The organism is Mycobacterium sp. SMC-18 (assembly GCF_045310895.1).
Taxonomy (GTDB): domain Bacteria; phylum Actinomycetota; class Actinomycetes; order Mycobacteriales; family Mycobacteriaceae; genus Mycobacterium.
Genome location: NZ_JBJIAL010000024.1, coordinates 61,937 through 74,422 on the forward strand (window position 1 = coordinate 61,937; position 12,486 = coordinate 74,422).

Genomic DNA, 12,486 nt, shown 5'->3' on the forward strand with positions numbered 1-12,486 from the left:
CGTCAGATCGGGCGCGGGATGCGGGGCCGCGGTTGACATTTCGGGCAGTAGTACGACGAGCGGTTCATGAACTTCTCCCGCCGGATCGCCGTGCCACAGCGGCGGCACGGCTCCCCCTCCTGGCCGTAGGCGTCCAGTGAGCGGTCGAAGTACCCGGACTCGCCATTGACGTTGACGTACAGCGAGTCGAACGACGTACCGCCCTGTGCCAGAGCCGAATTCATCACATCCGCCGCGTGGACCAGGAGCTCCCCGAGCCGGCGGCGTGCCAACGCCGAGGCCGGGCGAAACCCGTTGACCTGCGCCCGCCACAGCGATTCGTCGGCGTAGATGTTGCCGACACCGGACACCACGGTTTGGTCCAGCAGCTGGCGCTTGATCTCGGAGTCCTTGCGGCGCAACACATTCACCACGGCGTCCGGATCGAATGCGGGATCCAGCGGATCCCGGGCGATGTGCGCCACCGGCACGGGCACGACGCTGCCGTCGACCTCGACCAGATCGCACACCTGCCAGCCACCGAACGTCCGTTGGTCGACGAAACTCAGCTCGGTACCGTCGTCGAGCACAGCCGCGATGCGCAGGTGCGACGGCCGCGCCGGCGGCCCGATCAGCATCTGGCCGCTCATGCCCAGGTGCACCACCAGCGCCTCGTCACCGTCGAGGGTCAGCCACAGGTACTTTCCGCGGCGGCCCGTCCCGGTGATCCGGCGCCCGGCCAGCCGACCGGCCAGATCCGCCGGACCGTTGTCGTGCCGTCGCACCGCGCGCGGGTGCAGCACCCGTACCGTGGTGAAACCCTTTGCCACGACATGTCTTTCGAGGCCGCGGCGGACGACCTCGACCTCGGGCAGCTCAGGCATTGCTGACGGCGTCAGCGTCGGGATCGACCGCGGGACTGGCCTCAAGCGCCTGGTATGCGGCCGCGGCGGCGTGCTGTTCGGCTTCCTTCTTGGTGCGCCCCGTGCCTTCGCCGTAGTCGACGCCGCCGACCACCGCGCGCGCGGTGAACTCCTTGTCGTGCTCCGGACCGGTGGACGTCACGACGTAGGACGGGACGCCGATCCGGCGGGCCGCGGACAACTCCTGCAGGCTGGTCTTCCAGTCCAGACCCGCACCGAGGCTCGCCGCGGTGTCGAGCGCGGCGCTGAACAGCCCCATCACCACGGTCTGGGCCACCTCATGACCGTGCTCGACATACGTGGCACCGAGCAGGGATTCCAGTCCGTCGGCCAGCAGGTTCGCCTTCTGGGCGCCGCCGCTGGCCATCTCGCCGCGGCCCAGCAGCAGGTAGCTGCCCAGCCCGTCGGGAGTGAGGCTGCGCGCGATCTCGGCCAGCGCCTGGGTGTTGACCACCGCGGACTTGAGCTTGGCCAGCTCGCCTTCGCTGCGGTCCGGGTACCGGCGGAAAATCTCGGCGGTGATCACCAACCCGAGCACGGCGTCGCCCAGGAACTCCAGCCGCTCGTTGGTCGGCAGACCGCCGTTCTCGTACGCGTAGCTGCGGTGGGTGAGCGCCACGGTCAGCAGATCGTCGGGCAACTGCACGCCCAGCGCTGCCAGCAGCGGCGCACGATCTACCGTCACGAACCGTCCTCCGACGAGGACCCGTCGGCGTCGGAGGTTTCCGGCAGCAGCGCCGACAACTTCGCCCACCGCGGGTCGATCTTGTCGTGGTGATGGCCCGGTTCGGCGTCGAGCAGGCGCACGCCGCAATCCGGGCACAGTCCCGGGCAGTCGGGCGTGCACAACGGCGAGAACGGCAGCGTCAGCCCGACCTCGTCGATGATCGACTGTTCGAGATCGACGGCGTCGTCGACGACGTGGCCGACCTCGTCTTCCTCGGTGGTGGCCTCGGTCGTGCTGTCGGGATACGCGAACAGCTCGGTGAGGTCGACGGTGACGTGGCCGGACAGCGGGTTGAGGCACCGCGAGCATTCGCCGGTGGTCGGCGCGGACACCGATCCCGTTACCAGCACGCCCTCGGACACCGACTGCAGTTGCAGATCGAGTTCGATGGGCGCCCCGGGCGCGATCGCCATCAGATCCAGGCCGATCCGCTCGGGACTGGGCACGGTTTCGACGTGCGTGATCATCGACCCGGGCCGGCGGCCCAATCGGGCAATGTCAATGGTCAGCGGACTCGGGCCAGGCATTGCTCAATCCTACGTCGGCGCCGATCGTCGACCGGACGCCATTCCCGCAAAGCGGTTCAGCGCTGGGCGTAGTCGTGCGTGCCGGCGGCGGTGCGCAGCTGGTGCCGGCCCCGGCTGACCGAGCGCAGGGTGCCCTGGAGGTGCTCCTCGAACTCGGCGAGCTTGGTGTCGACGTAGATGTCGCACTCGCCCCGCAGGCGGTCGGCCTCGGCGTGCGCGGAATCGATCATGCGGGTGGCCTCGGCGTGGGCGGTCTGAACCACCTCGGTCTCGGACACCAGGCGCTGCTGCTCCTTGATGCCCTCCTGCACGGCCTTCTCGTAGGACAGGTTGCCGCTCTCGAGCAGCCGGTCGACCTCGGCCTTGGCCCGGTTCGTGCTGGCCTCGTACTCACGCTTGGCGGTGCTGGCGATCCGGTTGGCCTCTTCGCGGGCCTCGACGACCATGCGCTCGCTGTGCGCACGCGCCTCGGAGACCATCCGGTCGGCCTGCGCCTTCGCGTCGGCCAGCAGCCGGTCCGCTTCGGCGCGGGCGTGGTTGACCAGCGAATCCGCCTCGGCCGTGGCCGACGACACCATCGAGTCGGCGTGCTGCTTGGCCTCGCGCAGCATCCCGTCGCGCGCGTCGAGGACGTCCTGGGCGTCGTCCAGTTCGCCAGGGATCGCGTCCTTGATGTCGTCGAGCAGTTCCAGAACATCGCCCCGCGGCACCATGCAGCCCGCGGTCATCGGCACTCCGCGTGCCTCTTCCACGATCGCGCCGAGCTCGTCCAGCGCCTCAAATACTCGGTACACGGCAACATCCTCCAGGCGTAGTTGGTTGTTACCAGTGTGCCTGCTGTTACTCGTGTGACTCGGCTTTGCCGACCGGTGTGTCGCGACCTATCCGGCCAGCTTGGCCTGCAGCCGCTTGTTCACCACCGCGGGCAGCAGGTCCGTGACATCGCCGCCGAGGGCCGCCACCTCCTTGGCCAACGACGACGATACGAACGAGAACTGCGGCTTGGTCGCGACGAAGAAGGTGTCGACGCCGGCGACGTGCCGGTTCATCTGCGCCATCTGCAGCTCGTACTCGAAGTCGGTCCCCGTGCGCAGGCCCTTGACGATGGCCGTCAGCCCGCGCGCCCGGGCGAAGTCGACGACGAGCCCCGACCCGGCCTCGGCGCGCAGGTTCGGCAGGTGCGACGTCGCCTCGGTGATCATCGCGATGCGTTCCTCGGCGGTGAACATGCCCTTCTTGTTGGGGTTCACCAGCACCGCCACCACCACCTCGTCGAACTGGGCCGCCGCCCGCTCGAAGACATCGAGGTGACCAAGGGTTATCGGATCGAAGGATCCCGGGCAGACCGCACCACTCATAGCCCATGACGGTACAAGGCGCGGGCGCCTCAGGCCCGACTGGTCAGCCGGCCCACTCCGCCATTTCCAATCGGGTGTCGCCGTAGCGCCGCTCCTTCAGCACGGTCCAGCCGGCCGGCCAGACGAGCGCCGGACCGGACGTCGGGCGCTCGATCACCGCGATGGCGCCCTCGGCCAGCCAGCCACCCGAAACGAGCTGCCCGACAACGGCTTCCACGTCGGCGGCCGGCACGTCGTAGGGCGGGTCCGCGAACACCAGGTCCACCGGCCGCGGCGCCGTCGTCGCCGTCACGCTGGACGCCGTCCCGCACCGCACGACGGCGCCGTCGACCCCGAGTTCGGCGATGTTGCGCGAGATCACCGCCGCGGCGCGCCGGTCGGCCTCCACGAACAGGGCCGACGCCGCACCGCGCGACAGCGCCTCCAATCCGAGCGCCCCCGATCCCGCGTACAGGTCGAGCACCCGGGCCCCGTCGAAGTCCACCCGGGCCGCCAGCACGTTGAACAGCGACTCGCGGACCCGATCCGTCGTCGGCCGAGTCCCTTTGGCGGGCACCGAGATCCGGCGGCCGCCGTGGCGGCCGCCGATGATCCGGGTCAGCTGATCACCACGAGCAGATCGCCACCCTCCACGCCCGCGGTGGGGGTGACGGCGATCCGCGCGACGGTACCGGCCTTGGGTGCGGTGATGGCCGCCTCCATCTTCATGGCCTCGATGGTGGCGATGGTCTGGCCCGCGTCGACCTGGTCACCGACCGCGACACCGACCGTGACGACACCCGCGAACGGGGCGGCGACATGGTCCGGGTTGGTGCGATCGGCCTTCTCGGCAGCCGGCACGTCCGCGGCGATGGCGCGGTCACGCACCAGCACGGGCCGCAGCTGTCCATTGATCAGGCACAACACGGTACGCATGCCGCGCTCGTCGGGCTCGGACACCGCTTCCAGGCCGATGAGCAGCTCGACACCCTTCTCCAGCTGCACGCGGTGCTCTTCACCGCGGCGCAGGCCGTAGAAGAACTGGTTGGCACTCAGCCTCGAGGTGTCGCCGTACTCCTCGCGGTGCGCCAGGAACTCCTTCGTCGGGCCGGGGAACAGCAGCCGGTTCAGGGCACCCTGGCGCACAGGGCCGGGGGTCGCCAGCTGGGCCTCGTCCTCCGCGGTCAGCTGCTGCTCGGGCCGGGCCGGGCCGCGGCCCTCCAATGCCTTGCTGCGCAACGGCTCCGGCCAGCCGCCGGGCGGGTCACCCAGCTCGCCGCGCAGGAATCCGATGACACTGTCCGGGATGTCGTAGCGCGACGGGTCGGCCGCGAAGTCATCGGCGGTGACGTGGGCACCGACCAGCGACAGGGCCAGGTCACCGACCACCTTGCTCGACGGTGTCACCTTCACCAGGCGGCCGAGGATGCGGTCGGCACCGGCGTAGGCGTTCTCGATCTCCTCGAACTGGTCCCCCAGGCCCAGCGCGATGGCCTGCTGGCGCAGGTTGCTCAGCTGGCCACCGGGGATTTCGTGGGTGTAGACGCGGCCGGTCGGCGCCGGCAGGCCGGACTCGAACGGCGCGTAGACCCGGCGCAGCGCCTCCCAGTACGGCTCGAGGTCGCAGACCGCCTCCAGCGACAGCCCGGTGTCGTACTGCGTGTGCGCGGCCGCCGCGACGATGGACGACAGCGCGGGCTGGCTGGTGGTCCCGGCCAGCGGCGCCGAGGCACCGTCGACCGCGTCGGCGCCGGCCTGCCAGGCGGCCATGTACGTCGCCAGCTGCCCGCCCGGGGTGTCGTGGGTGTGCACGTGCACCGGCAGGTCGAAGCGAGACTTCAACGCCGACACCAGTTTTGCCGCGGCCGGCGGTCGCAGCAGGCCGGCCATGTCCTTGATGGCCAGCACGTGCGCACCGGCTTCGACGATCTCGTCGGCGAGCTTGAGCCAGTAATCCAGCGTGTAGATCGTCTCGCCGGGATTCATCAGGTCGCCGGTGTAGGACATCGCGACTTCGGCCACCGCGGAACCGGTTTCGCGCACCGCCTCGATGGCGGGACGCATCGACGAGACGTTGTTGAGCGCGTCGAAGATCCGGAAGATGTCGATGCCCGTCGCCGTGGCCTCTTCGACGAACGCCGATGTCACCAGCTCCGGGTACGGCGTGTAGCCGACGGTGTTGCGGCCGCGCAGCAGCATCTGCAGACAGATGTTGGGCATCGCCTCACGCAGTGCGGCCAGGCGCTCCCACGGATCCTCCTTCAGGAAGCGAAGCCCCACATCGTATGTGGCACCACCCCAGCACTCGACCGACAGCAGCTGCGGCGTCGATCGGGCGATGTAGGGCGCGATCTCCAGCAGACCCGTGGACCGCACGCGGGTGGCGAGCAGCGACTGGTGCGCGTCGCGGAAGGTGGTGTCGGTGACGCCCACGGCGGGGGTGTCACGCAGCCAGCGCGCGAAGCCCTCGGGCCCCAGCTCGTCCAGCCGCTGCTTCGACCCCGCGGGCGGCGCCGCCTTCAGGTCGACGGCGGGCAGCTTGTCGCGCGGGTACACCGCCGCCGGCCGCGGCCCGTGCGGCTGGTTGACCGTCACATCGGCTAGGTAGTTGAGGATCTTGGTACCGCGGTCGGCGCTGCTGCGCGCGGTCAGCAGCTGCGGACGCTCGTCGATGAACGACGTCGTCACCTTGCCGGCGACGAAGTCGGGGTCGTCGAGCACCGCCTGCAGGAATGGGATGTTCGTCGAGACGCCGCGGATGCGGAACTCGGCCAGGGCCCGCTTGGCGCGCGCCACGGCCGTCGTCAAATCCCTTCCGCGACAGGTCAATTTGACCAGCATGGAGTCGAAGTGGGCCGACACCTCGGCACCGAGGTTGGTGCCGCCGTCGAGCCGGATGCCGGCGCCACCCGGGGTGCGGTAGGCGGTGATGCGGCCGGTGTCGGGCCGGAAGCCGTTGGCGGGATCCTCGGTGGTGATGCGGCACTGGAGCGCGGCGCCGCGGGCCTGCATGGTCTCCTGGCTCAGACCCAGCTCCTCGAGCGACGAGCCGGAGGCGATACACAACTGCGACGCGACGAGGTCGACCGCGGTGATCTCCTCGGTGACGGTGTGCTCGACCTGGATGCGCGGGTTCATCTCGATGAACACGTGCTGGCCGCGCTGATCGACGAGGAACTCGACGGTGCCGGCGCACGTGTAGCCGATCTGCCGCGCGAAGGCCACAGCGTCGTTGCACATGCGCTCCCGCAGTTCGGGATCCAGGTTCGGCGCGGGCGCCAGCTCGATGACCTTCTGGTGCCGGCGCTGGACGCTGCAGTCGCGCTCGAACAGGTGCATGACGTTGCCGTGGGTGTCGGCGAGGATCTGCACCTCGATGTGCCGCGGGTTGACGACGGCCTGCTCCAGGAACACCGTCGGGTCACCGAACGCCGAATCGGCTTCGCGGGACGCCGCTTCGATGGCCTCGCGCAGGTCGGCCGGGTCGGCCACGCGGCGCATACCGCGGCCGCCACCACCGGCGACGGCCTTGACGAACAACGGGAACTGCATCTGCTCGGCGGCGGCGAGGAGGTCGTCGACCGACGACGACGGCTCCGACGAGGCCAGCACGGGCAGCCCCGCGGCGCGGGCCGATTCGATGGCGCGCGCCTTGTTGCCGGTCAGTTCGAGAATGTCGGAGCTGGGTCCGACGAATGTGATGCCCGCGGCGGCGCACGCGGCCGCCAGTTCGGGGTTCTCCGACAGGAAGCCGTAGCCCGGGTAGATCGCGTCGGCGCCGCATGCCAACGCGGTGGCGACGATGTCGTCGACGTTCAGGTACGCCCGGACCGGATGGCCTTTCTCCCCGATCTGATACGACTCGTCAGCCTTGAGCCGATGCAGCGAGTTGCGGTCTTCGAACGGGTACACCGCGACGGTGGCGATACCCAGTTCGTTGGCTGCGCGAAAGGCCCGGATCGCGATCTCACCGCGGTTGGCCACCAGGAGTTTGGAAATCACCCAGTGACCCTAGCGGTTACGGCCAGCTGAAGCACTAGATCAGCGTGGACCAATAACTCCAGAATCGATCAAGGATCAGCAGGGCGATCGCGGTGATCCACACGGCGTACAGCGGCCACCGCCACTGGTACAGGGTGTCCGCCACTTTGTTGCCAGCGGCCAAGGGCCGCAACGCAATTGACGCCACCACGACCAGCAGCGCCATGGTGACGACCCAGACCACCATGCAGTACGGGCACAGGGCGCCGATCTCGTACAGGCTCTGGTAGATCAGCCAGTGCACGAACACCGCACCCAGCAGCGTGCCACCGGCCAGACCCGCCCAGTACCACCGCGGCAGCCGCACGCCCGCGACGGCGAGCACGCCGGTCACGATTACGACGCTGAAGGCGGCGATGCCCAGGAGCGGGTTCGGGAATCCGAACAGCGAGGCCTGCTTGGTCAGCATCACCGACCCGCAGGACAGCACCGGGTTGATGCTGCACGACGGGACGTACGACGGGTTCTGCAGCTGCCGGACCTTCTCGACCGTCAGCACGAACGCGGCGACCTCGCCGATGATGCCGGCGAGGAGAATCCAGACGGCGGCGGGGCGGCTGACCGCCACCCCCACCTGCCGCTGGGACGTGTCGACGTCGGTCACTGGTGCGGTGCCGGAGCGGGCTGCGGTGCCGGGGCGCCCGGGGCCGGAGCGGCGGGGGCTGCCGGTGCGGCGGGCAGGTTCGGCAGATCCGGCGCGACGGCCTTGATCTTCTCGATCAGGCTGTTCGGGTCGCCGTTCGGGACCAGGCTGGTCTCGGTGCCGTTGATCTTGATGGTCGGGGTGCCCTGAATCTCGGCGTTGCGGGCCATGTTGTTGACCATCTCGGTGTAGACGCCGTTCTCGACGCACTTGCTGACCGGATCGTTCGGGCCGACGGCGACACCGGACTGGCGTGCGTACTCGAGCAGCTTGGCGTTGTCGGGGAACGTCGCCGCGGTCTCCTCGGGCTGGTTCTTGTACAGCGCTTCGTGGAAGCGCCGGAACGCGGCCTTGTCCTCGTCGGCGACGCAGTACGCCATGGCGCCGGCGCGCGTCGAGTACGACTTCGGGTCACCACGGCCGATGATCGAGACGATGTTGTAGTCGACGGCGATGTCGCCGTTGTCGATCAGCTTGGCGATGGTCGGGCCGTACGTCTTCTCGAAGACGCCGCAGACCGGGCAGAGGAAATCCTCGTAGATCGCGAGGGTGACCTTCGGGTCCTTGGTGCCGGGGTTGGTGACGACGTTGCTCGCCGCGATCTGGACCGCCTGCACCTTGTGCGGGTCCGCCTTGGGCTTGCCGTTCATGACGATGTACGCCACCAGTACCACCGCGAAGATGATGACAAGCGCGGTCAGCCCGCCCTTGACCACCCAGTCCCGCTTGCGGTCCGCAGCCTTCAGGTCATAGCTGGCGTTCTTCGATGACTTCGACGATTTCGACGGCACGGCGTCAAGGGTACCGACGCCGTCCCCGAACTCGGCCGGAGCCGTACCTCAGCGGGTGAGGTGTGCCCGGAACGCGGAGATGAAGTCCGCCGTCGCGACCGCGCTGTCGCCGCCGAGCGGGAAGAAGTTCGCGAAGGCGTGGACCAGGGATCCGTACCTGCGGTGGTCCACCGGCACGCCGGCGGCGGCCAGTGCCGCGGCGTAGGCGTCGCCTTCGTCGCGCAGCGGATCGAACCCACCGGTGAGCACCAGCGCGGGCGGCAGGCCCGACAGATCGTCGGCCAGCAGCGGCGACACCCGCGGGTCCGCCGGATCGAGCGCCGATTCGGCGAGGTAGTTGGCCCGGAACCAGTCCATGTCGACCTTGCTCAGGAAGTAGCCGTCGGCGAACAGCACCTTCGACCGGGTGTCGCCCGCGAAATTCGTGACCGGATAGATCAGCAGCTGCAGGGCCGGCAGCGGCGCGCGGTTGTTCCGGGCCAGCTGGGAGACGACGGCCGCCAGGTTGCCACCGGCGCTGTCGCCACCCACGGCGATCCTTGCCGGGTCGGCGCCCAGCTGCGCCGCATTCTCCACACACCAGAGATAGGTGGCGTAGCAGTCGTCGGAGGCGGCCGGAGCCGGGTGCTCAGGGGCCAGCCGGTACTCGACGGAGACGACGTGCACGCCGGCGTCCCGGCTGATGAGCCGGCACAGCCCGTCATGCGACTCGATGCCGCCGACAACGAATCCGCCGCCGTGGAAGAAGACCAGCAGCGGCGCGGGCCCGGTGGTGTCGGCCCGGTAGTGCCGGGCGCGCAGGGGTTCGACCGGACCGGGAACCGTGAAGTCGGTCGTCGTCACGGCGATGGCCGGGTCGAGGTACTGCGACAACGCCAGCAGCTGAGTGCGCGAGACGTTGATGTCGCTGCTCACGACCAGGCCCCCGGCGCCGGTGGCGTTCTGCGCCGCCAGCATCAGCTGCAGGGTGGTGTCCAGGGTGTTGCCGTCGATCGTGACGCGACGCCCGCCGAGCAGCACGCGCTTCAGCCGGTCGGGAATCTTGGGGAGGATGCGGAGGGCGATGCCGCCGGTCCGGGTCAGGACCGCCAGGCGCAGGCGGTTGGGCCGTCCGACCGGATGCTCGGGCCGGACGACCAGTTCGGCGTCGGTTGTCGCTGCCGACAGCTCAGCGTCGCCTGGCATGCTCATTGTCATGGCTGATCCTTCAGGTGCTCCGAGTCCAACACTGACGCTCAACGACGGTACGTCCATTCCCGTGGTGGGTCTCGGGGTGTGGCAGACACCGGCCGAGGACACCGAACGCGCCGTCAGTGCAGCATTGCACGCCGGATATCGCCATATCGACACCGCCGCGGCCTACGGCAACGAGGACGGCGTCGGCCGGGCCGTCGCCGCCTCCGGCATTCCGCGCGAGGACGTCTTCGTCGTCACCAAGCTGTGGAACTCCGACCAGGGTTATGAGAAGACCCTCGCCGCGTTCGACGCCAGCATGGCGCGGTTGGGTCTCGATTACCTCGACCTGTACCTGATCCACTGGCCGACGCCCGCCCAGAACCTGTTCATCGACACGTTCAAGGCTTTCGCCCACCTGCGTGACCAGGGCCGGATCCGCGCGATCGGCGTCAGCAACTTCGAGCCCGAGCACCTCAAACTGCTCATCGACGCCACCGGGATCGTGCCCGCGGTGAACCAGATCGAGCTGCATCCGCGGCTGCCGCAGGCCGAGCTGCGGGAAACGCACGCCCGCTACGGCATCGCCACCGAGGCCTGGAGCCCGCTGGGCCAGGGTTCCCTGCTCGCGGACCCGATCGTCACCACCATCGCGGAGCGACACGGAAAAACGCCAGCACAGGTGCTGATTAGGTGGCATATACAGCTGGGTAATATCGTCATCCCGAAATCGGTGAACCCAGACCGGATTGCGAGCAATTTCGACGTGTTTGATTTCGAGCTGAGCGAAGCGGACATCGCGTCCATCGCGACCCTCGACAACGGCACCCGCCTGGGCCCGGATCCACGAACATTCAACTTCACAGGGTAGGTGACATGGCCTCCGCAGAGATTCCCAATGTGGCGCTCCACGACGACAACACGATCCCGGCGCTCGGCCTCGGTGTCGCCGAGCTGTCGGACGCCGACACCGAGCGCGCCGTCTCGGCCGCGCTCGAGATGGGCATCCGCCTGATCGACACCGCCGCCGTCTACGGCAACGAGGAAGCCGTCGGGCGGGCCATCGCGTCGTCGGGCATCCCGCGCGCCGAGATCTTCGTGACGACCAAGCTGGCCAACGCCGACCAGGGTTTCCAGGCCGGTCAGGACGCCTTCAAGGTCAGCCTGGAGAAGCTGGGCATGGAGTACGTGGACCTGTACATGATCCACTGGCCGGCCGGCGACATCAGCAAGTACGTGGACAGCTGGGGCGCCCTGATCAAGCTGCACAACGACGGCACCGCGAAGTCCATCGGCGTCTGCAACTTCTCGGACGAGGACCTGTCGACCATCATCGACCTGAGCTACGTCAGCCCGGTGGTCAACCAGATCGAGCTGCACCCCCTGCTCAACCAGTCGGCGCTGCGCGCGGTGCACGCCGAGCGCGGCATCGTCACGCAGGCCTACAGCCCGCTGGGCGTCGGGAACCTGCTGACCCACCCGACCGTGCAGTCCGTCGCCGCCGAGTACGGCAAGACCCCGGCCCAGGTGCTGATCCGGTGGAGCCTGCAGCTCGGCAACTCGGTCATCCCCCGCTCGTCGTCGCCGGAGCGGATCGCCGAGAACCTCGACGTGTTCGGCTTCGAGCTGGCCGCCGAGCACATGGACGCCCTGAACGGGTTGGACGACGGCACGCGCTACCGCCCGGACCCGGCCACCTACACCGGCATCTGAGGCACCGGCGGTTCATCAACCGATACCGACACAAGTGGTCGTTCTCCCATCGGGGAGGACGACCATTTGTGTTTGGCGCGAACGATTTTGGGTAGGCATCCCGTCGGTACGACGGCCGTCGGCGCGCGCGTGTCACAGATGTTTCCAGTGGGTCGCGTGTGCCGATTGCCGAAAAACTCGCAGCAATTGATTCGTGTTAACTATCCCACTATTACCCCGGGTGCGTTAATTTGATATTGCGTCCTTTATTCCGACGCACCAGACATCATCGAGCAGGGGGTTCGAGAAATGGTTCATTCATTCCGGAGCGCGTCACAATTAACGACTCCGACAATTGGTCGGGTCTCCCAGCGCTTGCTATTGGGTGCGGCAACAATTGGCATGGGCGCATTGCTATTCACCTTCGGAGCGGGCACGGCGCAGGCCGACACGTCGACGTCCGGGGTCGCGAGCCACACCAATGCTCCCACCTCGAGTAGCCCGGTGGGCGGCATCGCTGGCGCACTCGACGGCACGGTGAAGACGGTGGCCGGTGCCCTCCACGGCACCACCAAAACGGCTCTTCATGATTGAGGGTGTAGAACGGTCAGCTGCTGTCGGCCTGTGATTGGGGTGTCTGGTTGGCTGGGTGT

General features: G+C 68.4%; 13 protein-coding genes. 3 read left to right on the forward strand and 10 right to left on the reverse strand.

Annotated features, from left to right (window positions below; genetic code table 11):
* Positions 1-2: 2 nt before the first annotated feature.
* The 10 genes from mutM to ACJH6J_RS20110 all read right to left on the reverse strand — a co-directional run bounded on the left by mutM (position 3) and on the right by ACJH6J_RS20110 (position 10,165).
* Positions 3-863: a bifunctional DNA-formamidopyrimidine glycosylase/DNA-(apurinic or apyrimidinic site) lyase gene (mutM, locus tag ACJH6J_RS20065; RefSeq protein ID WP_212811910.1), complete on the reverse strand. Its 861-nt coding sequence runs from the start codon at positions 861-863 to the stop codon at positions 3-5.
* Positions 856-1,587, reverse strand: a complete 732-nt coding sequence (rnc, locus tag ACJH6J_RS20070; protein WP_212811911.1) for a ribonuclease III — start codon at positions 1,585-1,587, stop codon at positions 856-858. Before rnc ends, mutM begins: the two co-directional genes overlap by 8 nt.
* Positions 1,584-2,156: a DUF177 domain-containing protein gene (locus tag ACJH6J_RS20075; RefSeq protein WP_212811912.1), complete on the reverse strand. Its 573-nt coding sequence runs from the start codon at positions 2,154-2,156 to the stop codon at positions 1,584-1,586. The genes rnc and ACJH6J_RS20075 overlap by 4 nt, the downstream gene beginning before the upstream one ends.
* 56 nt (positions 2,157-2,212) lie before the next feature.
* A complete protein-coding gene (sepIVA, locus tag ACJH6J_RS20080) occupies positions 2,213-2,950 on the reverse strand; it encodes a cell division protein SepIVA (RefSeq protein WP_020103794.1) in 738 nt (245 codons plus the stop codon).
* A gap of 87 nt (positions 2,951-3,037) precedes the next feature.
* The gene (coaD, locus tag ACJH6J_RS20085; protein WP_212811913.1) at positions 3,038-3,514 is read right to left on the reverse strand and encodes a pantetheine-phosphate adenylyltransferase; all 477 of its coding nucleotides are present in this window, start codon (positions 3,512-3,514) and stop codon (positions 3,038-3,040) included.
* 43 nt (positions 3,515-3,557) lie between these two features.
* The gene (gene rsmD, locus ACJH6J_RS20090; RefSeq protein ID WP_406804447.1) at positions 3,558-4,115 is read right to left on the reverse strand and encodes a 16S rRNA (guanine(966)-N(2))-methyltransferase RsmD; all 558 of its coding nucleotides are present in this window, start codon (positions 4,113-4,115) and stop codon (positions 3,558-3,560) included.
* Entirely contained in the window at positions 4,112-7,495 is a 3,384-nt protein-coding gene (locus tag ACJH6J_RS20095; RefSeq protein ID WP_318985962.1) for a pyruvate carboxylase, read from the reverse strand. The genes rsmD and ACJH6J_RS20095 overlap by 4 nt, the downstream gene beginning before the upstream one ends.
* Positions 7,496-7,529: 34 nt before the next feature.
* Positions 7,530-8,138 carry a vitamin K epoxide reductase family protein gene (locus ACJH6J_RS20100; protein WP_406775891.1) on the reverse strand — a complete coding sequence of 203 codons (609 nt, stop codon included), beginning with the start codon at positions 8,136-8,138 and terminating at the stop codon, positions 7,530-7,532.
* The gene (locus tag ACJH6J_RS20105) at positions 8,135-8,968 is read right to left on the reverse strand and encodes a thioredoxin domain-containing protein (RefSeq protein ID WP_212811916.1); all 834 of its coding nucleotides are present in this window, start codon (positions 8,966-8,968) and stop codon (positions 8,135-8,137) included. The genes ACJH6J_RS20100 and ACJH6J_RS20105 overlap by 4 nt, the downstream gene beginning before the upstream one ends.
* Positions 8,969-9,016: 48 nt before the next feature.
* Positions 9,017-10,165 carry an alpha/beta hydrolase gene (locus ACJH6J_RS20110; RefSeq protein WP_406804443.1) on the reverse strand — a complete coding sequence of 383 codons (1,149 nt, stop codon included), beginning with the start codon at positions 10,163-10,165 and terminating at the stop codon, positions 9,017-9,019.
* On the opposite strand from ACJH6J_RS20110, the gene ACJH6J_RS20115 reads away from it, so the two are divergent.
* The 3 genes from ACJH6J_RS20115 (at position 10,164) to ACJH6J_RS20125 (ending at position 12,427) form a co-directional block, all read left to right on the forward strand.
* On the forward strand, positions 10,164-11,012 hold the full coding sequence (locus ACJH6J_RS20115) for an aldo/keto reductase (protein WP_406775893.1): 849 nt from the start codon (positions 10,164-10,166) through the stop codon (positions 11,010-11,012). The two genes, ACJH6J_RS20110 and ACJH6J_RS20115, sit on opposite strands and share 2 nt — an antisense overlap.
* A gap of 5 nt (positions 11,013-11,017) precedes the next feature.
* The gene (locus ACJH6J_RS20120; RefSeq protein ID WP_318985958.1) at positions 11,018-11,854 is read left to right on the forward strand and encodes an aldo/keto reductase; all 837 of its coding nucleotides are present in this window, start codon (positions 11,018-11,020) and stop codon (positions 11,852-11,854) included.
* Positions 11,855-12,235: 381 nt separating this feature from the next.
* Positions 12,236-12,427 (forward strand): hypothetical protein, encoded by a 192-nt coding sequence (locus ACJH6J_RS20125; protein ID WP_406804444.1) that lies wholly within the window; start codon positions 12,236-12,238, stop codon positions 12,425-12,427.
* Positions 12,428-12,486: the final 59 nt, after the last annotated feature.